Raw genomic sequence first — 26,384 nt, 5'->3', positions numbered from 1 at the left:
GCGCCATGGACAAAAACGCCGGGAGCGTTTTTGAACAACGCAACGCGTTGGCCCGGCTACGGGCGCACCTCAAGGATGAGGTGCGTAATCGCGCGGGCCGAGCATGTCATGGATGACGGATTTTGCGTCTTTCCGATCTGACCGTGTTTCCTGCGCTGGCGCGGTATCACTGCGAACCTGGCCAGACGTTGCCAACAAGAAAATGCCCGGCATAGCCGGGCGTTTTCTTGTTTACCATAACCGCTACAGCCCCAGCGCTTCACCCACCAGCAGGTAAAGATTCAGCGCAATCACCAGCAGCACGATCAGTCGCCCGGTATTCTGCATCAGACGCGAGTTAACCATATCATCGCCCATCAGCTCGCGGTTGCCGGTAAAGGAGAGCAGCGGAATCAACGCCAGCGCAATACCAAAACTCAGCAGCACCTGACTCATCACCAGCACCCTTGTCGGGTCCCAGCCGGCCCAGATGACAATAAAAGAGGGCAGCATGGTGACGGTTCGGCGCACCCACAGGGGAATATGGAAGTGGATAAAGCCCTGCATCACCACCTGCCCCGCCAGCGTACCGACCACCGTTGAAGATAATCCGGCGGCCACCAGGCTCAGACCAAACACCGTCGCCGCTGCCTGACCTAACAGCGGTTGCAACGTCAGATAGGCCTGATCGAGTTCAGCGATTTTACTGTGCCCGCTGAAGTGAAACGCCGCTGCGGCAGTCGCCATCATTGCCAGGTTAACAAATCCGGCGATGGTCATGGCAATCGCCACATCCAGTTTAGTTGAGGAGTACCGCTGACCTTTGCTGTCCTCACTTTTGCCCTGCGTCAGCGCGGAGTGCAGGTAAATCACGTGCGGCATAATGGTCGCACCCAGCACACCCGCCGCCAGGAATACGGCATCCGACGTTGGTAACGCGGGCAGCGCCATACCGATCACCAGCTCTTTGACACTGGGCTGAGAGAAGAAGAGTTCGACGATATAGGCCGCCGCCACAAACAGCAGCAGTCCGCCAATCACCAGCTCCAGCGGCTTTTGCCCCCGGCTCTGTAACATTAATATCAGGAACGTGGCGATGCCGGTCAGCACCGCGCCCTGCATCAAAGAAATGCCGAGCAGCAGTTTGAACCCCAGCGCGGCACCGATAAATTCCGCCAGGTCAGTGGCCATGGCGATAATTTCCGCCTGCACCCAGTAAAACCAGACGGCAGGCCGGGGAAAACGATCGCGGATGTGTTCAGCGAGGTTTTTGCCGGTAGCGATACCCAGCTTGGCTGACATCAGCTGAATAAGCATGGCCATGATGTTGGCCCATACCACCACCCACAGCAATTTGTAGCCGTAAGCAGCGCCCGCCTGAATGTTGGTCGCAAAGTTGCCCGGATCGATATAGCCGATAGCGGCGATAAAAGCGGGCCCCAGTAGTGCGAGTTTGACTTTTCTGACTCCGCGAGCGGCGCGCTCGGCGGTACGACTTTCAAACATATCCGGTACCCTGTCTGAACATTTGCCTGCCCCGGCAGCTTAGGGGTTAGCAGGTGCAAGTGAAATTCGTTTGTTGTTATCGGTGTAATAGATGCTGCTATAAAGTATAGCCATTGCTATACATTACAGTAAAGGATGTGATTGCTAAAAATGTGAGCAATAGTGTCACTTTACGCCCGGTGTAAAATTCAGACAATAATTATGTGGTTATCTGAAGTGAAGTATTTGTAAACAGGACGTGATCTCTGGAACTTTTCTGGAAAATATAACGATAGCGAATACTTATATTGTGGTTCAGATCTCGTTTTTAAGTAACGCGTTACATAGAATACGCAACAAAATACAACTCTCCTCAAATTTGGAGCAACCATGTCCCATATTTTGCAATTTCTTTTAGCACTGGTGGTGGTCGGGATACTCGCCTTGCTGGTTAGTCACGATCGTAAAAGCATTCGCATTCGCTACATTATACAGCTACTGGTGATTGAAATTGTGCTCGCCTGGTTCTTCCTGAACTCAGAAGCGGGACTCGGTTTCGTCAAAGGATTCGCGGGCTTCTTTGACCATCTGCTGAAGTATGCCGCTGAGGGTACCAACTTCGTCTTTGGCAACATGAGCGACAAAGGCCTGGCCTTCTTCTTCCTTAACGTATTGTGCCCTATCGTCTTTATCTCTGCGCTGATCGGTATTCTGCAGCATTTCCGTATCCTGCCATGGGTGATTCGCGGTATTGGTACCGTACTGTCGAAAGTGAATGGCATGGGAAAACTGGAATCTTTCAACGCCGTAAGTTCTCTGATACTGGGACAATCAGAAAACTTCATCGCCTATAAAGATATCCTGGGCCAAATGTCACAGCGCCGCATGTACACCATGGCCGCGACCGCGATGTCGACCGTATCGATGTCGATCGTCGGCGCCTACATGACCATGCTGCAGCCGAAGTATGTGGTCGCCGCGCTGGTGCTCAATATGTTCAGCACCTTTATCGTGCTGTCGCTGATCAACCCTTATCGCGTTGAGAACGAAGAAGATCTGCAGTTGCAGGATCTGCACAAAGGCCAGAGCTTCTTTGAGATGCTGGGCGAGTATATCCTGGCCGGTTTCCGCGTCGCGATTATCGTTGCCGCCATGCTGATTGGTTTTATCGCGCTGATTTCAGGTCTGAATGCGCTGTTTGATCTGATCTTCGGCATCTCCTTCCAGGGCGTTCTCGGCTTTGTCTTCTATCCGTTTGCCTGGGTGATGGGCGTGCCTGCTGGCGAAGCGTTGCAGGTCGGCAGTATTATGGCGACCAAGCTGGTGTCGAATGAGTTTGTTGCCATGATGGATCTGCAGAAAATCGCGGGTCAGCTGTCACCACATTCAGAAGGTATTCTTTCTGTGTTCCTGGTCTCGTTCGCCAACTTCTCTTCTATCGGCATCGTGGCCGGTGCGATTAAAGGTCTGAACGAAGAACAGGGCAACGTGGTTTCCCGCTTTGGTCTGAAGCTGCTGTACGGCTCTACGCTGGTCAGCGTGCTTTCCGCTGCTATCGCCGGTCTGGTTCTGGCGTTCTAAGCACGGTTCTGCGCACTACTCTAAGCATCAAAGGGCGAGCAGGTCTCGCCCTTCTCTTTCTGCTCTATCCTTGCTCTGCTTCCCGCTGATTCCCCTTTCCTGCGTTAACTCTTTCATTGCACATGTCACATCTGCATTCAGATCGTGCACGAGAGGCGGCACAACGTACCGCAAACAGCATCGGATGTTATGGCGGGTCATGCCGGTAATAACGTATTTAAGCGTGCGCAGCAGCGTGAATGGCAAAGCAATAGCGTTGGGATCCGCAGCAACTGGCGAATAAGAGATTAATCAGAAAGGATTTTGACAACGGCGTGTCAGAAAATGGTGGAGATAAGCGGGATCGAACCGCTGACCTCTTGCATGCCATGCAAGCGCTCTCCCAGCTGAGCTATACCCCCACATCTGGAATCGTTTTTCAGTGCCAAACTTTTGGGAAGAAGTTTGGTGGAGCTAAGCGGGATCGAACCGCTGACCTCCTGCATGCCATGCAGGCGCTCTCCCAGCTGAGCTATAGCCCCGAACCGAAAAACTGTCGCGTTAAGCGACGGACGGCATAATATGAAACCCCCTCCGGGGTGTCAACGGCAAAATGACATTCTCTGTTTGATCGCTGAAAAAGGCGGCAACCTGCGAAGTTTCAGCAGCATGCTGCAGGGGAAAATCGTGTCTGTTCACACAGGACCGTTTTTTAACTGTTATTCAGTCTGCCGTCAGGTTAATTCACGGTTAAATATGTTATGGGAATTTTCTTGTCTTCGGCTTTTTCGCATGCAAAACTTAGCCCGCTAATTTAGTGGTACCCGGGACCCTCTCCCGCGCACCACGCGTCCACCAGGCGTTATCGTCCCATTAATCATAAAAAAACTACTGAGATACTATGTCGCTGCATACACCTAAAGAAATCGCACAACTGGCGATCCAGTCAGGCGTGGCTAAAAGCCGTGCACCTGTCAGCATCCTTCTGATTCTCGGCTTTATGGCGGGCGCATTTATTGCGACCGGCTTCCTGCTGGATCTTCACGTGATCAACACCCTTCCCGCTGAATGGGGCTCTTTTGGTGGCCTGTTAGGTGCCGCGGTCTTCCCGGTGGGGATCATCATGACCGTGCTGGCGGGTGGTGAACTGCTGACCGGTAATATGATGACCTTACCGGTGGCCTGGTTCGCCCGTCGCATCAGCTTTATGAGCGTGGCGCGCAACTGGTTCTGGGTTACCCTGGCTAACTTTCTCGGCAGCGTGGCTGTCGCCTGGTTCTTTGGTCACATGCTGGGTATGACCGAGGGCGATTACCTGAAGAAGACCGTTGCTATCGCTTCTGCAAAAGTCCACGCTGATTTCCTGCACGCCTTTATTTCCGGTATCGGCTGTAACTGGCTGGTTTGCCTGGCGGTATGGCTGGCCTTTGCCAGTAAAGATGTGGTCGGCAAGATCTTCGGCATGTGGTTCCCGGTGATGGCATTTGTGGCCATTGGCTTCCAGCACGTTGTCGCTAACATGTTTATTATTCCGGCCGCCATTTTTGCCGGTCAGATGAGCTGGGCAGAGTACTTCCCTAATTTTATTGCCGTCTTCTCAGGCAATGCCGTGGGTGGTGCCGTGTTCGTTGGTCTGGCCTATTTCCTTGCATTCCGCCCTGCCGCTGAACCCGCCAGTAATCCTCAGTAATGATGTTTTGCCTTTTGTCGAGAGACAAAAGGCAATTTCAGCTTCAGTTACTTTCACCCGTTACGTTTTGCTGTAATATGTCCTGCTAATGTATTAATCAGGGACTGCATCGTGAAAAAGGAATGGCTTACCCCCGAAGAGCTGGCTGCAGAGACGGGTTACAGTCGGCAAACGGTGAATAAATGGATCAAGCGGGAAAACTGGACGACCACGCCGAAGCCCGGTGTGCAAGGCGGTAAAGCCCGATTGATTCACATTGATGAGCGCGTGAAAAGTTTTATTCAGTCGACCCGTAACCTTAACGAGCCGACGGCAACTTATGGCACTCCGTCTAATTCATTACCTGCGTTATTAATAAGTTCCGTCCAGCAAATGACTCAGGACGAGCAGGATCAATTCACTGCACTAATCTTACGCGAAGGTATCAAGGGCGTTTTGCAGCGACTGGGAATCAGCGAAGAGTAAGGTGTATTTATCAGGGAAGGTATGATGAAAAAGGAATGGTTAACACCCGAAGAACTCGCCTCAGAGACGGGCCTGAGCCGACAGACAGTGAACAAATGGATTAAGCGCGAAAACTGGACCACCCTGCCCAGACCCGGCATTCAGGGCGGCAAGGCGCGATTGATTCATGTCGATGATCGCGTAGAAAAATTTATCCATTCGACGCGTAGCCTGCACGAACCCGCCGCAATGTATAGGGTTCCGGCAGATTCACTGACGGCACTGTTAGTAAATGCGGTTCCACAAATGAGTCAGGCTGAACAGGAGCAGCTGTCAGCGCTGATATTACGGATAGGTATTAAAGGCATGTTGCAGCGTCTGGATATTACTGAAGAGTAAAAACCGGAAGCGCGAAGCTTCCGGTTCTGTTTATTAAGCCTGCGCTTCCCGCTCACTGATAAAGGCCAGCGCCTGCTCAATACGTGCAACGCTGCGGCTGCGGCCTATCGCTTCCACGGTGACATCCAGTCCGGGTGACTGACCGGCACCGGTTACGGCCACGCGCAGCGGCATGCCCACTTTCCCCATCCCGACTTCCAGCTCATCTGCGGTACTCTGAATAGCCTGATGTACGTTTTCAGCCGTCCACTCTTCGATCGCGGCCAGCTTATCGCGTACCACTTCCAGCGGCTGACGTGCTACCGGACGAAGATGTTTCTTCGCGGCATCGGCATCAAATTCTGCAAAGTCTTCATAGAAGTAGCGGCAGGATGCAGCCATCTCTTTTAACGTTTTGCAGCGCTCGCCTAACAGACCAACCAGCTTCGCCAGTTCCGGACCCGTACGGGTATCAATTTTCTGCTCTTCAATATGCCACTGCAGGTGTGTCGCCACATATTCTGGCGGCAGCGTATTGATGTAGTGATGGTTCAGCCACTGCAGTTTCTCAGTGTTGAACGCACTGGCAGACTTACTGACTGCATCCAGGGTAAAGAGCTCAGCCATTTCGGCCACGCTGAAGATTTCCTGATCGCCATGTGACCAGCCCAGACGAACCAGGTAGTTGAGCAGCGCTTCCGGCAGGTAGCCATCATCACGATACTGCATCACCCCTACCGCGCCATGACGCTTGGAGAGCTTTTTGCCGTCATCGCCCAGGATCATTGAGACGTGGGCATACACCGGAACCTGCGCGCCAATTGCTTTGAGGATGTTGATCTGACGTGGCGTGTTGTTAATGTGGTCTTCACCGCGAATCACATGGGTGATGCCCATATCCCAGTCATCCACGACGACGCAGAAGTTGTAGGTTGGCGAACCATCGGTGCGGCGGATGATCAGATCATCCAGCTCCTGGTTGCTGAACTCAATCGGGCCACGGATCTGGTCGTCAAAGATGACCGACCCTTCCTGCGGATTGCGGAAACGCACAACGCACGGCTCATCATCTGCATGATGTTCATGGCTGTCACGGCAGCGGCCGTCGTAACGCGGCTTTTCGTTGTTGGCCATCTGCTCTTCACGCAGCGCTTCCAGACGTTCTTTAGAGCAGTAGCATTTATAGGCTGTGCCCGCTTCCAGCATTTCATCAATGACCGCGTTGTAACGATCAAAACGTTTTGTCTGGTAGTAAGGGCCTTCATTCCAGTCGAGGCTCAGCCAGTTCATGCCATCCATGATGGCTTCGATAGCTTCCGGCGTGGAGCGCTCCAGATCGGTATCTTCAATGCGCAGCACGAACTCGCCCTGGTTGTGACGGGCAAAGAGCCAGGAGTAAAGTGCGGTACGGGCGCCACCTACATGCAGATAGCCAGTCGGGCTGGGCGCGAAGCGTGTTTTGATTTTCATTGAGTATTGCCTTAGATGCGCGGGTTCTCTGTCTGGATGACAAAAAACAGGTTAGACGCGAAAAAACAGTGGGCACATTCTAGCATCTGACGGTGAATCCTCAATGCATGCCCGCCAGTTGCGGCCCGGGAAAAGGGGCTTTTCTGCCAGTAAAACCAGCACATTGGCTAAAAGCGCGACAGGGTGTTTAAAAATAAACCGAACGCACATTTATGTTTTAAAAAGCGTTGACTCAAAATCAACTATCCCTATAATGCGACTCCACACAGCGGGGGTGATTAGCTCAGTTGGTAGAGCATCTCCCTTACAAGGAGGGGGTCGGCGGTTCGAACCCGTCATCACCCACCACTCTTAACAGCGTGGCCCGCAGTGAACAGGTATGAAGATATGGGTGATTAGCTCAGTTGGTAGAGCATCTCCCTTACAAGGAGGGGGTCGGCGGTTCGAACCCGTCATCACCCACCATATCTTGCCTGTTAGTAGTACTGAAGTACGAAGTGGGTGATTAGCTCAGTTGGTAGAGCATCTCCCTTACAAGGAGGGGGTCGGCGGTTCGAACCCGTCATCACCCACCACTTCGGGTCGTTAGCTCAGTTGGTAGAGCAGTTGACTTTTAATCAATTGGTCGCAGGTTCGAATCCTGCACGACCCACCAATTCAGAAAAAAGCGCCTTTAAGGCGCTTTTTTCGTTTCCGGGGCACGGACTTTACCGTGCAGGATGAGAACCTGCTGCAGGTTCGACTGAATCGCCGGGAGCGATTCAGGCTGATGCGACAGCATCACCCGCAGGGCGAGGCCCACGACGGGCCGAGGCTATCCTGCACGACCCACCAATTCAGAATAAAGCGCCTTTAAGGCGCTTTTTTCGTTTCTGCTATTGAGAGATTTCCTGCGCTTCAGGGTAAAACTGCTTTTTCCAGCTATTTCAGACTTTAAACAAAGTGCTGGCTCAGGGAGCACAGGCCTTTCGCAAAGACGCAAAATCGCCATCCATGGCAGGCTCAGCGCGGGCGATTACGCACCTCATCCCTGAGGTGCGCCCGCAGAAGGGCCAACGCTTTGCGTTGTTCAAAAACGCTCCCGGCGTTTTTGTCCCTGTCCCGCGATGCTTTGCTACAGGCCTGTGCTCCCCTCGCTTTAAGCTTATCTGCTGTCTTTTAGCCCTTTTTGGTGCCTGTTTTTTTTCTGCTGCACTGACATTGGCTTAACAGATAAGCTCTCGCCTTTTCGCAACCTTAACAATTTCAGCTCTCAAGTCGTTTCACAGCGTGCCGATAACGTATCTGACAACTTACAGGGAGAAAAATGATGTCTTCAATTTCCGGAATTCTAAGCAGTGCAGTCAGTGGCGGTGACAGCGGTGGCGGCAGTGTTGCCTCGCAGGTCGCGGCGCTGAATAAACAGATTCAGAACGTCTTAACGCAAGTCAAAGAGCTGGCCGACAACAAAGAACTGACTGACGAACAGAAGTCTGAAATGCAGCAGATGTATCAGTCACAAATCACCATGTTGCAGGCACAGATTGCTCAGCTGGAACAGAAGCAGGCCGAGCAGGATCAGCCAAAGAGTGACAGCTCGTCCGTCAGTGAGAGCAAAGCAGACGGGATTAACCGCCCTACCGACACCAACAAAATTGATGTCTACATCTAAAATGCGGGCCTGGCCTCGCGTTGTTGCGCCAGCAGCGTCGCCTGCTGGCGCACCTCCTGCCAGATCGCTTCGGCAGCAGGCGTAAGCGAGCGGTTTTTACGCTTGATCAGCGTGAGGCTGCGATTGATTTCAGGATATAGACGCCGCACCGTTAATGCGCGATCCGCCGGTAACGGTAACGCCAGCGCGGGCAGAATACTGATGCCGATCCCCACCTGTACCATCGGAAACAGCGTAGCGGGATGACCAATCTCCTGAACGACTTCAGCCCTGATATTCTGCTGCTGCATCGCCGCATCAATGAGGACCCGACTGCCCGAAGCATAGTCCTGAAGCACCATGGTGCGGCCATCCAGCATTGACCATTCTGCCCTTTCCACCTGCGCCAGCGGATCATCATCACGGCATAGCAGCAGGAAAGGCTCATCAAGAATCGCGATGCTGTCAAAATCGCTGTCGCTGAGTGGCCCAATCACAATCCCGAAATCGACTTCGGCGTTACGCACACTTTGCAGCACCCACTGCTGGGCGCGATCGTGCAGTATCACTTTGATGTCAGGAAAGTGTTGCTGGCTGGCAGCCAGACATTGCGGCATCAGATGAGCGGAAATGGTCTGGCTGGCTGCCACCCTGACGGTACCACTGCGCTGTTCGCCAAAACTGCGGATATCCAGCAGCGTGGTATGAATCTCCTCCAGCAGGCGCTCCATGCGTGACGCCAGCTGTTTTCCCGCTTCAGTCAGCATCACCTCCCGGGTGGTTCGATCCAGCAATCGCACGCCGGTTTCCGCTTCCAGCTCTTTAATACTGTGGCTGACCGCCGACTGACTCAGACCTATCGCCTGCCCCGCCTGGCTGAATCCGCCATAGTGAGCCACCGCAATAAAGGTTCGTAGCTGACGCAGGGTGTAATTCATCGATTCCGCTCATAGATTAATTCAATAAATCAATTTTATTTCTAAACAGCTTTCACGCACAATCGCGCTATTGAAAAATTTACCGGAATTTAACAATGGGATTTTTAAAACTTGATCCGATGATGGTTAAACTCATCATCACCGTGCTGCTGGCCTCTTTTCTGCCAGCCAGAGGGATCTACGTCGATATATTCAGTTATCTCGCGACAGCAGCGATAGCACTGCTGTTCTTTATGCATGGTGCCAAGCTGTCGCGTGAAAAGATCATCTCAGGCAGCAGTCACTGGCGGTTGCATCTGTGGATTATGTTCAGCACCTTTGTGCTGTTTCCGGTGCTGGGTCTGTTGCTGGTCTGGTGGCATCCGGTTAATGTCGGCCCGGAAATTTATACCGGCTTTATCTACCTCTGTATCCTGCCTGCGACCGTGCAATCCGCTATCGCGTTTACCTCCATGGCGGGCGGTAACGTTGCGGCAGCGGTATGCAGCGCCTCTGCATCAAGCCTGCTGGGTGTGTTTATTTCGCCGTTGCTGGTGAACCTGGTGATGGATATTCACAGCAGCGCGCCCAGCGATGGACTGGAGCAGATCGGGAAGATTATGCTGCAACTGATGGTGCCTTTCGTACTGGGACACCTCTCACGGCGCTGGATCGGTGGCTGGGTTGAGAAGCACCGCAGCCTGATTGGCAAAACCGACCAGACCTCGATTCTGCTGGTGGTCTACTCCGCCTTCAGTGAAGCGGTGGTTAATGGCATCTGGCATCGCGTTGGGTTGATTACGCTGCTGTGGATTGTGGCAGGCTCAATCATTCTGCTGACCGCCGTGCTGATTATCAACCTGCTGGCCTCGCGTCTGTTCCGCTTTAAACGCGCCGATGAGATTGTGGTGCTGTTTTGTGGTTCGAAGAAGAGTCTGGCGAATGGCGTGCCGATGGCGAATATCCTGTTCCCGGCCAGTACCGTGGGGATTATTGTGCTGCCGCTGATGATTTTCCATCAGGTACAGCTGATGGTCTGCTCATTTATTGCCGGACGTTATAAGAAGACCAATGAGAAGCAGCAGCAGGCTGTGCAGGTCAAGGATTCGGTAATGGAGTCTCAGAAATAGATCGGCTGCCCGCCAGTGCGGGCAGCGTTACTTACGGGTCTGAAGCGGTTTAACTAACCCTTCCAGACCCTCAATTTTTATTGTCAGGGTGAGTTGCATGAGATCACCCAGCAGACCAGACGGAAAGTCCCCACTGCGGGCAAACCACAGCAGATAAGGCTCAGGCAGATCGATCAGCATCCGCCCCTTATATTTGCCAAACGGCATAGGCGTATTGGCTATCGCCACCAGCTGATGTTCATCCATCTGAGGCTCCCAGCAGGCGGATCATTTCCGCTTCATCAATCACTTCAATGCCAAGCTCCGCTGCTTTCGCCAGCTTTGAACCAGCCGCTTCACCGGCAATCAGCAAATCAGTTTTCTTTGAGACACTGCCGCTGACTTTTGCGCCCAGCGCGATCAGCTGCGCTTTGGCATCATCGCGGTTCATCTGCGACAGTGAGCCAGTCAGCACCACCGTTTTACCCGCGAACGGACTGTCGATCTCTTCGGCTCTCACCACCACCACCTGCGGCCAGTGAATACCGATATCCTCGACCAGCTGGCGGATAACCTCACGGTTGCTTTCCTCTTCCATGAAGTTGCGCACGTGTGCCGCAACGACTTTGCCGACATCCGGCACCGCAATCAGCGCCTCAAGATCGGCATCCATGACCTTCTGCAACTCACCAAAATGGTTAGCCAGATTGGCAGCGGTGGCTTCACCCACTTCACGAATGCCCAGTGCATAGAGGAAACGCGCCAGCGTAGTCGATTTCGCTTTCTCCAGCGCGTCGACAACGTTTTGCGCCGATTTCGGCCCCATGCGATCCAGTCCGGTCAGTTTGCCCGCCGTGAGACGGAACAGATCCGCTGGCGTGTTGACGTACTCTTTCTCCACCAGCTGGTCGATAATCTTATCGCCCATGCCATCAACATCCAGTGCCCGGCGCGAGACAAAATGCTTCAGCGCCTCTTTGCGCTGAGCACCGCAGATTAAACCGCCCGTGCAGCGCGTGACCGATTCCCCTTCGACCCGTTCAACCTCGGAACCACAAACCGGACAGTGTGCCGGGAACAGGACTTCACGCGTCTGTTCAGGGCGCTCGGCCATCACCACGTTGACCACCTGCGGGATCACATCACCGGCGCGGCGAATGACCACCCGATCGCCGATGCGTAATCCCAGCCGCTCGATTTCATCCGCGTTATGCAGCGTGGCATTGCTGACGATAACGCCCGCGACCTGCACCGGCTCAAGGCGAGCCACCGGTGTGATAGCCCCGGTGCGGCCAACCTGAAATTCGACGTCCCGCACCCAGGTCAGTTGTTCCTGTGCCGGGAATTTAAAGGCAATCGCCCAGCGCGGCGCGCGCGCCACAAAGCCCAGTTTTTCCTGCAGTTCCTGTGAATCGACTTTGATCACCACGCCATCAATATCAAAACCCAGATTCGGACGCTGTTGCTCAATATCACGATAGAAGGCCAGGGCTTCTTCTGCGTTGTGCACCAGCTTAATGCGGTCGCTGACCGGCAGGCCCCAGGCTTTAAACTGTTGCAGACGCCCCATGTGACTGTGCGGCATCTCACCGCCTTCCAGCAGGCCAAAACCGTAGCAGAAGAAGGTCAGCGGACGTTTGGCGGTAATGCGCGGATCCAGCTGACGCAGAGAACCGGCTGCTGCATTGCGCGGATTAGCAAAGACTTTGCCATCAGTCCGGCGTGCTTCCTCATTCAGCTTTTCAAAGCCGCGCTGCGTCATAAATATTTCGCCACGCACTTCCAGCCGTGCCGGAATGTTGTCGCCTTTAAGCCGCAGCGGGATAGCGCGAATGGTGCGGACATTGGCGGTAATGTTCTCGCCGGTTGTGCCGTCACCGCGCGTTGCGGCCTGGACCAGCAGACCATTTTCATACATCAGGCTGACCGCAGCGCCATCGAGCTTGAGTTCACAGCAGTAGGTTATGTCGTCACTGCTTTTCAGGCGATCCTGCACCCGCTTGTTGAAAGCCATAAACGTGGCTTCATCAAAGGCGTTATCCAGCGACAGCATCGGGACTTCATGGCGCACCTGCTCGAAGACCGTCAGCGGCGCGGCACCCACGCGTTGTGTCGGCGAGTCTGGCGTAATGAGATCCGGGTGCTCCTCCTCCATCTGACGCAGTTCACGCATCAGACGATCGTATTCAGCATCCGGCACTTCCGGAGCATCCATAACGTGATAGAGATATTCATGATGGCGCAACGTGGTGCGCAGTTCGGTGATGTGATCCTGGACGGATTTCATAAAGCCCCATCAGATAAAAAACCCCCGACAGGCGGGGGTTTGTTTTTAACAATTCAGATAGCGTTTAGCGCAGGTCTCAGACGCCAACCACATCGCGGATACGCGCTTTGTAAGTTTCCAGCTTCTGTGGCGTCATCATGCGACGCTCATCATCCAGCACCACGCCACCTACATCATCAGCGATACGCTGAGCCGACTGCAGCATCAGCTTGAAGTTCTGATTCGCATCGCCATAAGAAGGCACCATCATAAAGATAGAGATGCCAGGCGTGCTGAAATCGGTCATCAGGTCAGGATTGAATGAGCCCGGCTTAACCATATTGGCCAGACTGAACAATACAGGGCCGCTGCCAGCCGGACTGAGATGACGATGGAAAATGTTCATTTCACCAAACTGGAAGCCCGCCTGGAGAATACCCTGCAGTAGGGCCTCACCGTTCAGTTCACCGCCCGAGTGTGCGGCAACATGCAGCACCAGTACCGCTTCTTTCGGTTTTTCCGCTGGCGCTTTAGCAGCAGGCTGTGCTGGCGCGGGCGCCGGTGTCACTTCAGGCTGCGGCTCAGGTTCTGCCTGGTACTGCGGTGCTGGCTGTACAGATTCCAGCGGGTCGAGATCCAGCAGTGGGTCGGCCTGAACGGGTGGCGCGACAAAAGTGGGTGCGGGCTGCTGACGAACCGGTTCAGGGCGCGACTGCGGAGCAGGCTGCGGTGCCGTGTTAAAAAGCGGGTCGCTTTCAGGTTCGGGTTGCGGTGCGGGTCGTGGCGCAGGCTGACGCACAGGCTCAGCGGGCGCAGGCTTACGCGGCGCTTCTGGCTGTGGCTCGCGAATCTCATCGAAACGCGGTTCCTGATGTACGTTGCGATCAGAACGAACGCGAACCTCGCCGACGCCATCATCCTCGTCGTCAATCAGGTCCTGCTCATCATTTTCATCACGTTGTTTTAGACGTTTGTGCGGGCGATCGCGGAACACTGACGAACGCTCTTTACGGCTGGTCCACAGCCCGTGAAGAAGGAGCGCTATAATGGCGATCGCGCCAACAACGATTAATATCAGACGCAAATCCTGCATCATTGTATTCTCTGTTGTTCCAATACCTTGCCACCGCGGCAAACTTTATCCTCTAACTGTATTTGCCCTGCTACACAAGTGCAAGTCTGTGCACTATTTTCTGACAAATAAGATAGGCAACCCACGCTTTTTCGCTGTTTTTTTACCCAAACGGCACCTGGCCTGGAGAAAAAGCCAGGTTATAGTGGGCGCGCCTTAACATCTTCAGGAGAACTGGCTTTATGGCCCTTGAGAATTCCGTCTCAAATTTTAACGGCATGCACTACTTTAGCCAGGGCTGGAAACTGGTACGTCTGCCTGGCATTCGCCGCTTTGTGGTGATGCCGTTGCTGATCAATATCGTGATGCTGGGTGGCGCTTTCATCTGGCTTTTCTATCGTCTCGGTGACTGGATCCCGCGGCTGATGGCCCATATTCCGGACTGGCTGCAGTGGCTGAGCTATCTGTTATGGCCGCTGTCAGTGATTGCGATTGTGCTGGTGTTTAGCTACTTCTTTTCGACCCTGGCAAACTTAATTGCCGCTCCGTTTTGCGGCCTGCTGGCCGAGCAGCTGGAAGGCCGCCTGACAGGCAAGCCCCTGCCGGACAGCGGCTGGGCTGGGATGATTAAGGATGTGCCGCGCATCATGAAGCGCGAGCTGCAAAAACTGGGTTATTACCTGCCCCGCGCGCTGGGACTGCTGCTGCTCTACTTTATTCCTGGCTTTGGCCAGACCGTTGCGCCGGTGCTGTGGTTCCTGTTCAGCGCCTGGATGTTGTCCATCCAGTATTGCGACTATCCGTTTGATAACCATAAAGTGCCGTTTCAGCAGATGCGCAACGCCCTGCGTCAGCACAAAACGGCCAATATGCAGTTTGGCGCGCTAATCAGTCTGTTCACCATGATCCCGGTTCTGAACCTGGTAATCATGCCGGTTGCCGTCTGCGGTGCCACCGCCATGTGGGTCGATCGCTACCGGTCAACGCTGGCACGTGATGAGTTGCGTTAAATTCATCAGCGCGCCTTATGCTCTTTTTAGCAGGGCTTATTGCCGGGCGACATATAGATATACGATTTCTTTCCTTCCGCCACCAGGCAGAAAAGGTATGCTCATAGGGTTCCCAATAATTCATACAGTTAAGGACAGGCTATGAGTAAGATCTATGAAGACAACTCTTTGACAATTGGTCATACGCCATTGGTTCGACTGAACCGCATCGGTAACGGCCGCATCCTTGCGAAAGTTGAATCCCGTAACCCGAGCTTCAGCGTAAAATGCCGTATCGGTGCCAATATGATTTGGGACGCAGAAAAACGCGGTATTCTGAAACCGGGTGTTGAACTGGTTGAACCGACCAGCGGCAACACCGGTATTGCTCTGGCCTATGTCGCCGCAGCGCGCGGTTATAAATTAACGCTGACGATGCCAGAAACCATGTCAGTGGAGCGCCGTAAGTTGCTGAAGGCGCTGGGCGCGACGCTGATACTGACCGAAGGCACCAAAGGCATGAAAGGTGCCATCAGCAAAGCTGAAGAGGTTGTTGCCAGCAATCCGGATAAATATGTGCTGCTGCAGCAGTTCAGCAACCCGGCCAACCCGGAAATCCATGAAAAGACCACCGGCCCGGAAATCTGGGAAGACACGGACGGCGAAGTGGATGTCTTTATTGCCGGTGTCGGCACTGGCGGTACGCTGACCGGCGTCAGCCGCTACATCAAAAACACCAAAGGCAAAAAAGATCTGATTACCGTCGCGGTTGAGCCGACCGATTCCCCGGTGATTGCTCAGGCGCTGGCGGGCGATGAGATCAAGCCCGGCCCACACAAAATTCAGGGTATCGGCGCAGGCTTTATCCCGGGCAACCTTGAGCTGAATCTGGTGGACCGCGTCGTGGCCATCACCAATGAAGAGGCGATCAGTACGGCGCGTCGGCTGATGGAAGAGGAAGGTATTCTGGCAGGTATCTCATCCGGTGCTGCCGTTGCCGCGGCGCTGAAGCTGCAGGAAGATGAAGCCTTCGCCAACAAAAATATTGTGGTGATCCTCCCCTCCTCCGGTGAACGCTATCTGAGTACCGCCTTGTTTGCCGATCTCTTCACTGAAAAAGAGCTTCAGTAGCAGAGGCCGATAGTCCGAAAATGGAGAAAAAAGCACCCAATCGGGTGCTTTTTTGTGGTGCAGATCTCACTTTCATCACCCGGCAGATTGATTTCAGTGACGCCGCTCTGGTATTTAGACTGCCAATTATTTCGATGCCTGAAATTAATCCGCGTTTGAAGTGGATCAAGCTGAATCGATTTACGGATTCAGTGAAACGGCGAATCACGGCATAATTAACCGGTGACGTGTAGAATCGGTTTTGAGACGCAACGGACTGTAGATTTGACGCATGCGCGTCTTTGGTCAGCATGAAGCTATACCCGCGCACCTACACAGGCTAAAGTAAAGGCTCCAGGCTAGACTTTAGATCCATAACACTCATCCTGATAACGTTGGGGAAATAGAATGTTCCAGCAAGAAGTTACCATTACTGCACCAAACGGTCTGCACACTCGCCCAGCTGCGCAATTCGTTAAAGAAGCCAAAGCTTTCCAGTCAGAAATTACCGTGACCTCTAACGGTAAATCAGCGAGCGCGAAGAGCCTGTTCAAGCTGCAGACACTGGGTTTAACCCAGGGAACGGTTGTGACCCTTTCCGCGGAAGGTGAAGACGAGCAGAAAGCAGTTGAGCATCTGGTCAAACTGATGGCTGAACTGGAGTAATCTCCGCTCAGCTCTCCAGCAAATCGACTCCTCTGCGCCATTGAGTGCAAACATCTTGATCGCGGACAACCTGTCCGCGTTATTGCTTTCGTAGAGTACGTGTCCCGCGACAATGGCACCGCACAGAGTCCCATCAGCCATCGTGATTAAAAGGTAGCGTTATGATTTCAGGCATTTTAGCATCACCAGGTATCGCTTTCGGCAAAGCACTGCTGCTGAAAGAAGACGAGATCGTCATCAACCGCAAGAAAATTTCTGATGACCAGGTTGAGCAGGAAGTTCAGCGCTTCCTCGATGGCCGCAGCAAAGCGGCATTACAACTGGAAGCGATTCGCGTCAAAGCGGGTGAAACCCTCGGTGAAGAGAAAGCAGCAATCTTCGAAGGCCACATTATGTTGCTGGAAGATGAAGAGCTGGAGCAGGAAATCATCGACCTGATCAAAAAAGATCACGCTTCTGCCGATGCTGCTGCTTACTCGGTCATCGATGGCCAGGCGAAAGCACTGGAGGAGTTAGATGACGAATATCTGAAAGAGCGTGCGGCTGACGTACGTGACATCGGTAAGCGTCTGCTGCAAAACATCCTCGGTCTGCATATCGTTGACCTGAGCGCTATTCCGGACGAATCCATTCTGGTGGCAAAAGATTTAACGCCGTCAGAAACCGCACAGCTGAACCTGAAGAAGGTGCTGGGCTTTATCACCGATCTGGGTGGCCGTACCTCACATACCTCAATCATGGCGCGCTCGCTGGAGATCCCAGCCATTGTCGGTACCGGCAATGTGACCGTCACGGTTAAAAATGGCGATTTCCTGATTCTGGATGGCGTTAACAATGCGATTCACGTCAATCCTTCAGAAGCGATTCAGGAAGAGCTGAAAGCCGTACAGAACCAGTATCTGTCGGAAAAACATGAATTAGCTAAGCTGAAAGATCTGCCAGCCGTTACGCTGGATGGTCATCAGGTTGAAGTCTGCGCCAACATCGGTACTGTGCGCGATATCGCCGGTGCTGAACGTAACGGCGCTGAAGGCGTGGGTCTCTACCGCACCGAATTCCTGTTTATGGATCGTGACTCACTGCCAAGCGAAGAAGAGCAGTTCCAGGCGTACAAAGCCGTCGCTGAAGCCATGGGTTCACAGGCCGTTATCGTGCGTACCATGGACATCGGCGGCGACAAAGATCTGCCTTACATGAACCTGCCAAAAGAAGAGAACCCGTTCCTCGGCTGGCGCGCTATCCGTATCGCCATGGACCGCAAAGAGATTCTGCATGCGCAGCTGCGTGCCATTCTGCGCGCCTCCTCTTTCGGTAAACTGCGCATCATGTTCCCGATGATTATTTCGGTTGAAGAAGTACGCAGCCTGAAAGCGGAGCTGGAACTGCTGAAAGCGCAGTTGCGTGAAGAAGGTAAAGCCTTTGATGAGAGCATCGAAGTCGGCATCATGGTGGAAACCCCGGCTTCAGCCGTGATTGCTCATCATCTGGCGAAGGAAGTCGACTTCTTCAGTATTGGGACAAACGATCTGACGCAGTATACTCTGGCGGTCGATCGTGGTAATGATTTGATCTCGCACCTGTACAACCCAATGGCGCCGTCTGTGCTTAACTTAATCAAGCAAGTCATTGATGCATCTCACGCTGAAGGTAAATGGACCGGCATGTGTGGTGAGCTGGCAGGTGATGAACGTGCTACACTACTGTTACTGGGAATGGGGCTGGACGAGTTCAGCATGAGTGCCATTTCTATCCCTGGCATCAAGAAAATCATTCGTAATACTAATTTTGAAGATGCGAAGGCATTGGCGGAGCAGGCACTGGCTCAACCGACAGCGGAAGATTTAATGAACCTGGTAAACAAGTTCATTAAGGAAAAAACGCTCTGCTAATCCGCATGATGCTGGCCCCAAATTACTGCTTAGGAGAAGATCATGGGTTTGTTTTCTAAACTTTTTGGCGAAAAAACGGATAGCGCTGGGACAATTGACATCGTAGCGCCTCTGTCAGGCGAAATCGTGAACATTGAAGACGTACCAGATGTGGTGTTTGCAGAAAAAATCGTGGGCGACGGTATTGCGATCAAGCCCAGCGGCAACAAAATGGTTGCTCCTGTTGATGGCACTATCGGTAAGATTTTTGAAACCAATCACGCTTTTTCGATCGAATCAGACAATGGCATTGAGCTGTTCGTCCACTTCGGTATCGATACGGTTGAACTGAAAGGTGAAGGCTTCAAACGCATCGCTGAAGAAGGCCAGAAGGTCAAAAAAGGCGACGTGGTTATCGAGTTTGACCTGCCGTTGCTGGAAGAGAAAGCGAAATCAACCCTGACACCGGTTGTCATCTCCAACATGGATGAAATCAAGGAATTGATTAAGCTGACTGGCCAGGTCACCGTCGGCGAAACGCCGGTGATTCGCATCAGAAAGTAAGCATTCGTTCATAACATAACGGCACCCGCGGGTGCCGTTATCGTTTCTGCTGTATGCCTGTTCAGGGCTGCCAGTGCGGCAGACGCAGCGTCAGTTCCAGTCCGCCTTCTGGCCGGTTTCTTGCCTCAACCTCACCATGATGCGCCAGCACCACCTTGCGCACGATAGCCAGTCCCAGACCATAACCTTTGCCCATCAGCGGCGAATTCACCCGCACAAACGGGTCAAAGATGCTGGAGAGTTTATCCTCATCGACACCCGGCCCCTGATCGCGCACCTGAATCACCAGCCACTGCTGTTCTGCGCGCAGATGAACATCAATCCGCTGCCCTGGCAGAGAGAAGCGCAGCGCATTGCGTAATACATTCTCTGCTCCGCGCCGTATCAGCTCTGCATTACCTCGCACGGTGTAATCAGCGCGATCGTCGACCTGCAACTCTACCTGCACGCCTGGGATCTGCGCTTCATAACGGACATCGGTAATAACCGCCTGCAGCAAGCCGGTCAGATCAAAATATTGCTCATCCGGGATGCTTTCATGCTCAGCCCGCGACAGTGTCAGCAGTTCACCGATCATCTTGTCCAGCCGACGCGCCTCTTCATCAATGCGATCAAGCGAACTGTTCACACTTTCTGGCGTCTGTCTGGCCAGCCCGGTCGCCAGCTGCAGTCGGGCCAGCGGTGAACGGAGCTCATGTGAGATATCATGCAACAGTTCTTCACGGGCGCGCACCAGGGTATCGAGCCGCTCGACCATGGCGTCAAAGGCTTCAGCGACGTTTGAGATCTCGTCGTGGCGCTTACGCATGATCGGAAACAGCCGCACGCTTAAATCGCCCTCAGCCACGCGGGAAAATCCTTCCCGCAGCTGACGCATAGGTCGCGTCAGATTCCAGGCCAGAAGCAGACTGAACAGCAATCCCACCGAACCGGCGAAGACAAACATCGGCTCAGGAATATTCAGAAATTTTCGCGGCATCATGTTCAGCGTGCTGTCTTTACGCATGCCATCCAGGTCGTAGCGCAGCTGATAGGCTTTGCCATCCGCGCCGCGAACCCAGCGCACCACCTCTTCAGGAAAACGCCCTCTGATATCCAGGTTGCCGCTGTTTTCTGATTGTGACGGTTTTGTCTGTTGGGTAACGTGGAAGAACTGCCGGTCGCTGTTATCCCAGTCCGAGAGCATCGCATTCAGCGCATCAGGCCCGCCCCGCTCCAGCACTGACGCTGCGGAGGTCATCTGCAGATCCACAATACGGCGGATAGCCACGAGTTCAGGCGGTTCATGCCGTTTACCGGAGAGCGTAAAGCCGAGCCAGATAAGCTGGCTCATAATGACGAAAACGATCCAGAAGCCGATAAAGATCTTCCAGAACATGCGTCCACGGTAACTCTGTTTCATCGAATACGGTAACCGATGCTGCGAACGGTTTCGATGTTGATGCTGTCAGCGGTTAATGCACTGAGCTTCTGACGAATGTTACTGATATGTACATCGACGCTGCGGTCATAGGCTTCACGCGGACGACCGAGTCCCTTTTCAGAGAGCTCATCTTTTGACACCACTCTGTCCGGCGCACGCAGCAGCAGATCCAGCAGATTAAATTCCGACGCTGTGAGATCAAAGGTTTTACCCTGCCATTCGCTTATGCGGGTGGCGGGATTAAGCATCAGTTCCCCCCAGCGCAGCGGCTCTCTGGCGTCTGGCTGTGGCGCCTGCTCTTCGAAACGGCGCAATACGGCGCGCAGTCGTGCCACCAGCTCTCGGGGATAGCAGGGCTTGGGCATATAGTCATCCGCGCCCATCTCCAGACCGATCACGCGATCAATATTATCGCCTTTGGCGGTCAGCATAATCACCGGTATCCGGCTGTTCTGGCGCACCTGACGCAACACATCAATGCCGCTCATGTCGGGCAGCATAATGTCCAGGATCATGGCGGTGAACTCTCCCGATAACGCGCCCTGCACGCCGGCGCTGCCGGTCAGAACCAGCTGAGCATCAAACCCTTCCCCGATCAGGTACTGGCTTAACATCGTGCCTAATTCAACATCATCATCAACAAGCAAAATTTTCATGGTTATCTCTCTGGAGAATTGCCGCTATTTTGTCCTGTGCTGAACATTCGCGCAGCCTGATTTACGCGATCCTTACAGATTCAGTCTGTCTGGCACCGAAAATTGTGGTTAAAAAAAGGCCTGTGGGCAGTAAATGCACGCACAGGCCTGATTCCGCATCAGCAGAGGTTACTGATGGTAGAGTCCGGTAGAGAGATAACGGTCACCACGATCGCAGGCGATCGCCACCACCACGCTGCCAGGATTGGCCTGCGCGATGCGCAGCGCACCCGCCACCGCGCCGCCTGAACTGACGCCACAGAAAATGCCTTCACGGCGTGCCAGCGCGCGCATCGTCTCTTCCGCTTCCTTTTGCGTCATATCCATCACATCATCCACCAGATCGGGACGGTAGATCCCCGGCAGATAGGCCAGCGGCCAGCGACGAATACCCGGAATACTGCTGCCTTCGCTGGGCTGCAAACCGATCACCTGCACGCCCGTGTTGAGCTCTTTCAGATATCGTCCTACGCCGGTAATGGTGCCGGTGGTGCCCATGCTGGAGACAAAATGAGTCATGCGCTGGTTCGACTGCTGCCACAATTCCGGGCCGGTGGTCTGATAGTGACCCAGCGGATTATCGGGATTATTAAACTGGTCCAGCACCCGGCCTTCACCGCGCGCCGCCATCGCCTGGGCCAGATCGCGTGCGCCCTCCATGCCCTGTTCACGTGGCACCAGGATTAACTCTGCGCCATAGGCGCGCATCGCGTCCTGCCGCTCCTGACTCATGTTGTCGGGCATCAGCAGGCGAAGTCGGTAGCCTTTCATCGCCGCGATCATCGCCAGCGCAATCCCGGTGTTGCCGCTGGTAGCTTCAATCAGCTGATCGCCAGGTGCAATATCACCACGCAGCTCTGCCTGATTGATCATCGACCAGGCCGCGCGATCTTTTACCGAACCTGCCGGATTATTGCCTTCCAGCTTGAGCCAGACCTCGCTGCCGTTGGCGGGCGTCAGGCGCTGCAACTTAATCAGCGGGGTATTGCCGATGGTATTTTCGAGAGTCGTCACGGTGCGGTTCCTGGCATCTTACAAACCAGATGCGAAAAAAAGGCGGGAGTGTCACTCCCGCCCGGTGTTGAAGAGAAAATATCAGGCGCTTTGTGCAAAGGCAACTGCGCGCAGTGGCGTATCGCCCTTATAGAGACGCGCCTGCTGCAAGCCAACAAACAGACGCTCGCCGCGAATCGGCGCTGTCTGCTCACCTTCAAACACCACCGAAACCGGCTCGCTTTGCCAGCCGGCAGGCTGGACGACCAGCTGCCAGAAGTGTCCACGCGGGCTCACTTCCAGTACCTGTACCGGCAGCGGGGTTTCCAGACTGCTGCGGCGTGATACGTCGATTTCCCACGGACGCAGGAACAGCTCAACCGCACCCTGATGTGCCGAGGTATAGCCCAGCGGCCAATGGTGCGCGCCGACGTGGAACTGTGATCCCTGAATCTCGCCATCAAAGCGGTTCACTTCACCCAGGAATTCCAGCACAAAACGGGTCGCCGGATCGCGCCACACATCATCTGGCGTGCCGACCTGTTCAATGTTGCCCTGGCTCATCACCACCACGCGATCCGCCACTTCCATCGCCTCTTCCTGGTCGTGGGTGACAAACACGCTGGTGAATTTCAGCTCTTCATGCAGCTGACGCAGCCAGCGGCGCAGCTCTTTACGCACCTGAGCATCCAGCGCGCCAAAGGGTTCATCCAGCAGCAGAATCTGCGGTTCAACCGCTAACGCACGCGCCAGCGCCACACGCTGTTTCTGGCCGCCCGACAGCTGTGCCGGGAAGCGATTCGCCAGATGAGCCAGCTGCACCATCTCCAGCAGACGGGTAACACGCTGTTTGATCTCCGCCGTTGAAGGACGCTCACGACGTGGCAGCACGGTCAGGCCAAAGGCGATGTTGTCGAATACCGTCATATGACGGAACAGTGCGTAGTGCTGGAAGACAAAACCGACCTGACGATCGCGCGCATGCAGGCGGCTGACATCGTTGCCATGAAAACGGATGTGACCGCTGTTCTGATGCTCCAGCCCGGCAATGATGCGCAGCAGCGTGGTTTTACCCGAGCCTGATGGGCCAAGCAGCGCCACCATTTCACCCGAGGCAATATCCAGAGAGATATCGTTCAGCACCGATGTGCGACCAAAGGATTTGTTGATCTTGTTAATCTCAATGCTCATGATTTCCCTCCTGTTGCAGGCGTTTGTGCTGTTGCTCTAAACGCCACTGCACAATGCTTTTCAGAAACAGCGTCACAATTGCCATCAGGGTTAACAGGGCAGCCGCGGTAAACGCGCCAACGGTGTTGTAGTCCTGATGCAATAATTCAACCTGAAGCGGTAACGTGTAGGTCTCACCGCGAATCGATCCCGATACCACCGAGACCGCACCAAATTCACCAATCGCACGGGCGTTGGTCAGCACGATGCCATACAGCAGCGCCCAGCGAATGTTCGGCAGCGTTACGCGGCGGAACATCTGCCAGCCAGAGGCGCCCAGCAGCACCGCCGCTTCATCTTCGTGACTGCCCTGACTCAGCATCACCGGCACCAGTTCGCGCACCACAAACGGACAGGTCACAAACACCGTCGCCAGCACCATGCCAGGCCAGGCAAACATAATCTGGATGTTATGCGCATCCAGCCAGCCGCCTGCCGGGCCATTAACGCCCCAGAACAGCAGATACATCAGACCGGCCACGACCGGCGACACGGCAAAAGGAATATCGAACAGGGTCAGCAGCAACTGACGCCCCGGAAAGGTAAAGCGCGTCACCAGCCAGGCGAGCAGCGTGCCGAACACCAGGTTAACCGGTACGGTGATCAGCGCCACCATTACGGTCAGCCAGATGGCGTGCAGCATGTCCGGATCCGCCAGATTGCTGAGAGCGACAATGAGCCCCTGATTCAGCGCTTCCCAGAAGATGGAGGCCATCGGCACCACCAGCAGCAGAATCGAGATCAGCGCGCCGATACTAATCAGCAGCCACTTGCCCCAGTTCACTGGCTGACGTGCAGCGTGATTAATCTGTGAAACCTCAGCCATTAGTGACCTCCCAGACGACGGCCAAAGCGGCTCTGTAATGTGTTAATCGCAAATAACAGAATCAGCGATGCCGCCAGGATCACCGAGGCGATGGCGCTGGCCGCCGGATAGTCGAACTCCTGCAGCCGGACAAAAATCATCAGCGAGGTGACTTCCGTTTTCCAGGCGATGTTACCGGCAATAAAGATCACCGCACCAAATTCACCCAGGCTGCGGGTAAAGGAGAGCGCCGTTCCGGCCAACAGCGCCGGTGCCACTTCCGGCAACACGACGCGGCGGAAGCTCTGCCACGGCGTGGCACCCAGCGTTTCGGCCGCCTCTTCATACTCCGGGCCTAACTCTTCCAGCACCGGCTGTACGGTACGCACCACAAACGGAATGCTGGTAAAGGCCATGGCGATGGCGATACCAATCCAGGTATAGGAAATTTTGATGTCGAACTGAGCGAACCACTGTCCATACCAGCCGTTGACCGAAAAGAGTCCGGCCAGGGTCAGACCCGCCACCGCCGTAGGCAGTGCAAACGGCAGATCCATCAGGCCATCCAGCAGCGTCCGGCCCGGAAAACGGTAACGGGTCAGGATCCATGCCATCAGCATGCCGAACACCGCATTAAACAGTGAGGCGACGCCTGCAGAGAGCAGCGTTACTTTATAGGCGGCAATCAGCTGCGGATTGGTCACCACATCCCAGTACTGTTGCAGCGTCATCTGCGACAGCTGCATGATCACCGCGCTGATAGGCAGCAGCAGAATCAGACAGGTAAAGAGCAGACTGGTGCCGAGGCTGAGACCAAAGCCGGGCAACACGCGTTTCTGGCTGGCTGCAAACATTATCCGCGCCCCGCCGCTAACAACTTATCAAGCTCACCGCCGCTGACGAAGTGCGTCTTCATTACCTTATCCCAGCCGCCAAACGCCTCTTCCACCCGGAACAGGCTGGTCTGCGGGAAGCGATCTTTCTGCTCCGCCATCAGCTGTGCATTGTTCACGCGATAGTAGTAGTGAGTAATAATATTCTGCGCTTCAGGTGTATAGAGATAGTTCAGATAAGCGCTGGCCGCATCAGCGGTTTTATTGGTGGCGACGTTTTTATCCACCCATGCCACCGGAAACTCCGCCAGAATGTTGGTTTTCGGCACCACCACTTCATACTCATCTTTGCCGTACTGGTTGCGGATGTTATTCACTTCGGACTCAAAGCTAATTAATACGTCGCCCAGACCACGCTCAGCAAAGGTCGTGGTCGCACCGCGACCGCCAGTGTCGAATACTTCAACGTTTTTCAGAAATTGCGTCATAAAGGCACGGGTTTTGGCCTGATCGCCCCCGTCCGCTTTCTCCGCTGCGCCCCAGGCGGCCAGATAGGTATAGCGGCCATTCCCGGAGGTTTTCGGATTCGGGAAAATCAGCTTCACATCACTGCGGGTCAAATCTGACCAGTCGTGAATCTGTTTTGGATTCCCTTTGCGCACCAGAAACGCCATGGTGGAGTAGAAAGGCGAGCTGTTATTCGGCAGACGGCTTTTCCAGTCTGCGGCAATCAGGTTGCCTTTATCGTGCAGCACCTGCACATCCGTAACCTGATTGTACGTGACGACATCCGCGCGCAGTCCCTGCAGGATAGCCAGCGCCTGCTTCGATGAACCGGCGTGCGACATCTTAATGGTCAGTGGATCGCCGGGATGGCTGGCATCCCACTGTTTAACGAAGGGAGCATTCAGGGCGAGAAACAGCTCCCGCGACACATCGTAAGAGCTATTAAGAAGTTCAGTGGCATTGGCTGCGCCGGCCAGGCTTAGCGACAACGCGATACCGCTCACGATTTTTTTCATCGCTTGTAATGTCATTTGGCACCCTGAAAAAGATTGATGCGGATCTCACCCGCTGAGGCACCAGTTTATTTATAACTCAGTGAAAACCAGTAACGGTTTTATATATCGTTTGATGATTTCAAAGTCGAAAAAAGCATAAGACGACGGCACTGTTTATGCAGAAATCAGCAAAAGCCGATGGGGAGG

General features: G+C 54.2%; 24 protein-coding genes, 6 tRNA genes and 1 other RNA gene. 16 read left to right on the top strand and 15 right to left on the bottom strand.

The window, feature by feature from the left end; all coding sequences use genetic code 11:
- Positions 1-243 precede the first annotated feature (243 nt).
- A complete protein-coding gene (locus GVJ63_RS14955; RefSeq protein WP_033758572.1) occupies positions 244-1,485 on the bottom strand; it encodes an Nramp family divalent metal transporter in 1,242 nt (413 codons plus the stop codon).
- Positions 1,486-1,854: 369 nt separating this feature from the next.
- Here GVJ63_RS14955 and GVJ63_RS14950 point away from each other — a divergent pair, with 369 nt between their 5' ends.
- Complete coding sequence (locus tag GVJ63_RS14950) at positions 1,855-3,045, top strand: NupC/NupG family nucleoside CNT transporter (RefSeq protein WP_010671371.1); 1,191 nt, start codon at positions 1,855-1,857, stop codon at positions 3,043-3,045.
- A gap of 325 nt (positions 3,046-3,370) precedes the next feature.
- On the opposite strand, the gene GVJ63_RS14945 is transcribed toward GVJ63_RS14950, so the two are convergent.
- Together GVJ63_RS14945 and GVJ63_RS14940 are read right to left on the bottom strand one after the other, a co-directional pair.
- Positions 3,371-3,446 (bottom strand) — tRNA-Ala (locus GVJ63_RS14945).
- Between the two features lie 44 nt (positions 3,447-3,490).
- Positions 3,491-3,566, bottom strand: a tRNA-Ala gene (locus GVJ63_RS14940).
- 359 nt (positions 3,567-3,925) lie between these two features.
- Here GVJ63_RS14940 and GVJ63_RS14935 point away from each other — a divergent pair.
- The 3 genes from GVJ63_RS14935 (at position 3,926) to GVJ63_RS14925 (ending at position 5,557) form a co-directional block, all read left to right on the top strand.
- Entirely contained in the window at positions 3,926-4,714 is a 789-nt protein-coding gene (locus GVJ63_RS14935) for a formate/nitrite transporter family protein (protein WP_010257841.1), read from the top strand.
- A gap of 111 nt (positions 4,715-4,825) precedes the next feature.
- On the top strand, positions 4,826-5,179 hold the full coding sequence (locus GVJ63_RS14930; RefSeq protein WP_010257838.1) for a YfeC-like transcriptional regulator: 354 nt from the start codon (positions 4,826-4,828) through the stop codon (positions 5,177-5,179).
- Between the two features lie 24 nt (positions 5,180-5,203).
- Positions 5,204-5,557, top strand: a complete 354-nt coding sequence (locus tag GVJ63_RS14925) for a YfeC-like transcriptional regulator (protein WP_010257835.1) — start codon at positions 5,204-5,206, stop codon at positions 5,555-5,557.
- A gap of 33 nt (positions 5,558-5,590) precedes the next feature.
- Here GVJ63_RS14925 and gltX read toward each other — a convergent pair whose 3' ends face one another.
- Positions 5,591-7,006, bottom strand: a complete 1,416-nt coding sequence (gltX, locus tag GVJ63_RS14920; protein WP_010257834.1) for a glutamate--tRNA ligase — start codon at positions 7,004-7,006, stop codon at positions 5,591-5,593.
- Positions 7,007-7,278: 272 nt separating this feature from the next.
- Between gltX and GVJ63_RS14915 the strand changes: the two genes are divergently transcribed.
- From GVJ63_RS14915 to GVJ63_RS14890, 6 genes are all read left to right on the top strand, one after another.
- Positions 7,279-7,354: transfer RNA gene (locus tag GVJ63_RS14915), tRNA-Val, on the top strand.
- Positions 7,355-7,395: 41 nt separating this feature from the next.
- Positions 7,396-7,471: transfer RNA gene (locus GVJ63_RS14910), tRNA-Val, on the top strand.
- A 34-nt stretch (positions 7,472-7,505) separates the two neighbouring features.
- Positions 7,506-7,581: transfer RNA gene (locus GVJ63_RS14905), tRNA-Val, on the top strand.
- Positions 7,582-7,585: 4 nt separating this feature from the next.
- Positions 7,586-7,661: transfer RNA gene (locus tag GVJ63_RS14900), tRNA-Lys, on the top strand.
- Between the two features lie 43 nt (positions 7,662-7,704).
- Positions 7,705-7,840: non-coding RNA, RtT sRNA (locus GVJ63_RS14895), on the top strand.
- 475 nt (positions 7,841-8,315) lie between these two features.
- Positions 8,316-8,657: a FlxA-like family protein gene (locus GVJ63_RS14890; RefSeq protein ID WP_010259880.1), complete on the top strand. Its 342-nt coding sequence runs from the start codon at positions 8,316-8,318 to the stop codon at positions 8,655-8,657.
- On the opposite strand, the gene GVJ63_RS14885 is transcribed toward GVJ63_RS14890, so the two are convergent.
- Positions 8,654-9,574 (bottom strand): LysR family transcriptional regulator, encoded by a 921-nt coding sequence (locus tag GVJ63_RS14885; RefSeq protein WP_010259882.1) that lies wholly within the window; start codon positions 9,572-9,574, stop codon positions 8,654-8,656. The two genes, GVJ63_RS14890 and GVJ63_RS14885, sit on opposite strands and share 4 nt — an antisense overlap.
- Before the next feature lie 95 nt (positions 9,575-9,669).
- Between GVJ63_RS14885 and GVJ63_RS14880 the strand changes: the two genes are divergently transcribed.
- Positions 9,670-10,683: a bile acid:sodium symporter family protein gene (locus tag GVJ63_RS14880; RefSeq protein WP_010671370.1), complete on the top strand. Its 1,014-nt coding sequence runs from the start codon at positions 9,670-9,672 to the stop codon at positions 10,681-10,683.
- 27 nt (positions 10,684-10,710) lie between these two features.
- On the opposite strand, the gene GVJ63_RS14875 is transcribed toward GVJ63_RS14880, so the two are convergent.
- The 3 genes from GVJ63_RS14875 to zipA all read right to left on the bottom strand — a co-directional run bounded on the left by GVJ63_RS14875 (position 10,711) and on the right by zipA (position 14,024).
- The gene (locus GVJ63_RS14875) at positions 10,711-10,929 is read right to left on the bottom strand and encodes a DUF3820 family protein (protein WP_003848878.1); all 219 of its coding nucleotides are present in this window, start codon (positions 10,927-10,929) and stop codon (positions 10,711-10,713) included.
- A complete protein-coding gene (ligA, locus tag GVJ63_RS14870) occupies positions 10,922-12,949 on the bottom strand; it encodes an NAD-dependent DNA ligase LigA (RefSeq protein WP_061901217.1) in 2,028 nt (675 codons plus the stop codon). Before ligA ends, GVJ63_RS14875 begins: the two co-directional genes overlap by 8 nt.
- Before the next feature lie 76 nt (positions 12,950-13,025).
- Positions 13,026-14,024, bottom strand: a complete 999-nt coding sequence (gene zipA, locus GVJ63_RS14865) for a cell division protein ZipA (RefSeq protein WP_022624162.1) — start codon at positions 14,022-14,024, stop codon at positions 13,026-13,028.
- A 218-nt stretch (positions 14,025-14,242) separates the two neighbouring features.
- Between zipA and cysZ the strand changes: the two genes are divergently transcribed.
- From cysZ to crr, 5 genes are all read left to right on the top strand, one after another.
- Complete coding sequence (gene cysZ / locus GVJ63_RS14860) at positions 14,243-15,010, top strand: sulfate transporter CysZ (RefSeq protein WP_010259893.1); 768 nt, start codon at positions 14,243-14,245, stop codon at positions 15,008-15,010.
- A 141-nt stretch (positions 15,011-15,151) separates the two neighbouring features.
- Positions 15,152-16,120: a cysteine synthase A gene (cysK, locus tag GVJ63_RS14855; protein WP_010671366.1), complete on the top strand. Its 969-nt coding sequence runs from the start codon at positions 15,152-15,154 to the stop codon at positions 16,118-16,120.
- A gap of 387 nt (positions 16,121-16,507) precedes the next feature.
- The gene (gene ptsH, locus GVJ63_RS14850; RefSeq protein ID WP_003848868.1) at positions 16,508-16,765 is read left to right on the top strand and encodes a phosphocarrier protein Hpr; all 258 of its coding nucleotides are present in this window, start codon (positions 16,508-16,510) and stop codon (positions 16,763-16,765) included.
- A gap of 161 nt (positions 16,766-16,926) precedes the next feature.
- Positions 16,927-18,654 carry a phosphoenolpyruvate-protein phosphotransferase PtsI gene (ptsI, locus tag GVJ63_RS14845; RefSeq protein ID WP_010259908.1) on the top strand — a complete coding sequence of 576 codons (1,728 nt, stop codon included), beginning with the start codon at positions 16,927-16,929 and terminating at the stop codon, positions 18,652-18,654.
- Between the two features lie 42 nt (positions 18,655-18,696).
- On the top strand, positions 18,697-19,197 hold the full coding sequence (gene crr, locus GVJ63_RS14840) for a PTS glucose transporter subunit IIA (protein ID WP_010259911.1): 501 nt from the start codon (positions 18,697-18,699) through the stop codon (positions 19,195-19,197).
- Between the two features lie 61 nt (positions 19,198-19,258).
- Here crr and GVJ63_RS14835 read toward each other — a convergent pair whose 3' ends face one another.
- From GVJ63_RS14835 to GVJ63_RS14805, 7 genes are all read right to left on the bottom strand, one after another.
- Positions 19,259-20,599: an ATP-binding protein gene (locus GVJ63_RS14835; protein WP_064690299.1), complete on the bottom strand. Its 1,341-nt coding sequence runs from the start codon at positions 20,597-20,599 to the stop codon at positions 19,259-19,261.
- Complete coding sequence (locus tag GVJ63_RS14830) at positions 20,596-21,276, bottom strand: response regulator transcription factor (protein ID WP_010671364.1); 681 nt, start codon at positions 21,274-21,276, stop codon at positions 20,596-20,598. The genes GVJ63_RS14835 and GVJ63_RS14830 overlap by 4 nt, the downstream gene beginning before the upstream one ends.
- A gap of 168 nt (positions 21,277-21,444) precedes the next feature.
- Positions 21,445-22,329 (bottom strand): cysteine synthase CysM, encoded by an 885-nt coding sequence (gene cysM, locus GVJ63_RS14825; protein ID WP_010259921.1) that lies wholly within the window; start codon positions 22,327-22,329, stop codon positions 21,445-21,447.
- 81 nt (positions 22,330-22,410) lie between these two features.
- A complete protein-coding gene (gene cysA / locus GVJ63_RS14820) occupies positions 22,411-23,499 on the bottom strand; it encodes a sulfate/thiosulfate ABC transporter ATP-binding protein CysA (RefSeq protein WP_010259925.1) in 1,089 nt (362 codons plus the stop codon).
- Positions 23,489-24,364, bottom strand: a complete 876-nt coding sequence (gene cysW / locus GVJ63_RS14815) for a sulfate/thiosulfate ABC transporter permease CysW (RefSeq protein WP_010259929.1) — start codon at positions 24,362-24,364, stop codon at positions 23,489-23,491. Before cysW ends, cysA begins: the two co-directional genes overlap by 11 nt.
- Positions 24,364-25,197: a sulfate/thiosulfate ABC transporter permease CysT gene (gene cysT / locus GVJ63_RS14810; protein ID WP_010259932.1), complete on the bottom strand. Its 834-nt coding sequence runs from the start codon at positions 25,195-25,197 to the stop codon at positions 24,364-24,366. Before cysT ends, cysW begins: the two co-directional genes overlap by 1 nt.
- Positions 25,197-26,213 (bottom strand): sulfate ABC transporter substrate-binding protein, encoded by a 1,017-nt coding sequence (locus tag GVJ63_RS14805; protein ID WP_159227064.1) that lies wholly within the window; start codon positions 26,211-26,213, stop codon positions 25,197-25,199. Before GVJ63_RS14805 ends, cysT begins: the two co-directional genes overlap by 1 nt.
- Between the last annotated feature and the right edge of the window lie 171 nt (positions 26,214-26,384).

The sequence above is a fragment of the Pantoea sp. 18059 genome (genome assembly GCF_902706165.1).
Taxonomy (GTDB): domain Bacteria; phylum Pseudomonadota; class Gammaproteobacteria; order Enterobacterales; family Enterobacteriaceae; genus Pantoea; species Pantoea agglomerans.
Note: the sequence above shows the minus strand (reverse complement) of the source record. Positions and strands in the feature narration are given on the sequence as shown.

Excerpts from the sequence above, each read along its gene's own strand:
- ligA (WP_061901217.1), bottom strand. The coding sequence starts at position 12,949 with ATGAAATCCGTCCAGGATCACATCACCGAACTGCGCACCACGTTGCGC.
- GVJ63_RS14935 (WP_010257841.1), top strand. The coding sequence starts at position 3,926 with ATGTCGCTGCATACACCTAAAGAAATCGCACAACTGGCGATCCAGTCA.
- GVJ63_RS14890 (WP_010259880.1), top strand. The coding sequence starts at position 8,316 with ATGTCTTCAATTTCCGGAATTCTAAGCAGTGCAGTCAGTGGCGGTGAC.
- cysT (WP_010259932.1), bottom strand. The coding sequence starts at position 25,197 with ATGTTTGCAGCCAGCCAGAAACGCGTGTTGCCCGGCTTTGGTCTCAGC.
- GVJ63_RS14950 (WP_010671371.1), top strand. The coding sequence starts at position 1,855 with ATGTCCCATATTTTGCAATTTCTTTTAGCACTGGTGGTGGTCGGGATA.
- GVJ63_RS14925 (WP_010257835.1), top strand. The coding sequence starts at position 5,204 with ATGAAAAAGGAATGGTTAACACCCGAAGAACTCGCCTCAGAGACGGGC.
- GVJ63_RS14830 (WP_010671364.1), bottom strand. The coding sequence starts at position 21,276 with ATGAAAATTTTGCTTGTTGATGATGATGTTGAATTAGGCACGATGTTA.
- cysK (WP_010671366.1), top strand. The coding sequence starts at position 15,152 with ATGAGTAAGATCTATGAAGACAACTCTTTGACAATTGGTCATACGCCA.
- ptsH (WP_003848868.1), top strand. The coding sequence starts at position 16,508 with ATGTTCCAGCAAGAAGTTACCATTACTGCACCAAACGGTCTGCACACT.
- GVJ63_RS14885 (WP_010259882.1), bottom strand. The coding sequence starts at position 9,574 with ATGAATTACACCCTGCGTCAGCTACGAACCTTTATTGCGGTGGCTCAC.
- cysA (WP_010259925.1), bottom strand. The coding sequence starts at position 23,499 with ATGAGCATTGAGATTAACAAGATCAACAAATCCTTTGGTCGCACATCG.
- cysZ (WP_010259893.1), top strand. The coding sequence starts at position 14,243 with ATGGCCCTTGAGAATTCCGTCTCAAATTTTAACGGCATGCACTACTTT.
- GVJ63_RS14875 (WP_003848878.1), bottom strand. The coding sequence starts at position 10,929 with ATGGATGAACATCAGCTGGTGGCGATAGCCAATACGCCTATGCCGTTT.
- crr (WP_010259911.1), top strand. The coding sequence starts at position 18,697 with ATGGGTTTGTTTTCTAAACTTTTTGGCGAAAAAACGGATAGCGCTGGG.
- zipA (WP_022624162.1), bottom strand. The coding sequence starts at position 14,024 with ATGATGCAGGATTTGCGTCTGATATTAATCGTTGTTGGCGCGATCGCC.
- cysW (WP_010259929.1), bottom strand. The coding sequence starts at position 24,364 with ATGGCTGAGGTTTCACAGATTAATCACGCTGCACGTCAGCCAGTGAAC.
- GVJ63_RS14835 (WP_064690299.1), bottom strand. The coding sequence starts at position 20,599 with ATGAAACAGAGTTACCGTGGACGCATGTTCTGGAAGATCTTTATCGGC.
- gltX (WP_010257834.1), bottom strand. The coding sequence starts at position 7,006 with ATGAAAATCAAAACACGCTTCGCGCCCAGCCCGACTGGCTATCTGCAT.
- GVJ63_RS14880 (WP_010671370.1), top strand. The coding sequence starts at position 9,670 with ATGGGATTTTTAAAACTTGATCCGATGATGGTTAAACTCATCATCACC.
- GVJ63_RS14805 (WP_159227064.1), bottom strand. The coding sequence starts at position 26,213 with ATGACATTACAAGCGATGAAAAAAATCGTGAGCGGTATCGCGTTGTCG.
- GVJ63_RS14955 (WP_033758572.1), bottom strand. The coding sequence starts at position 1,485 with ATGTTTGAAAGTCGTACCGCCGAGCGCGCCGCTCGCGGAGTCAGAAAA.
- ptsI (WP_010259908.1), top strand. The coding sequence starts at position 16,927 with ATGATTTCAGGCATTTTAGCATCACCAGGTATCGCTTTCGGCAAAGCA.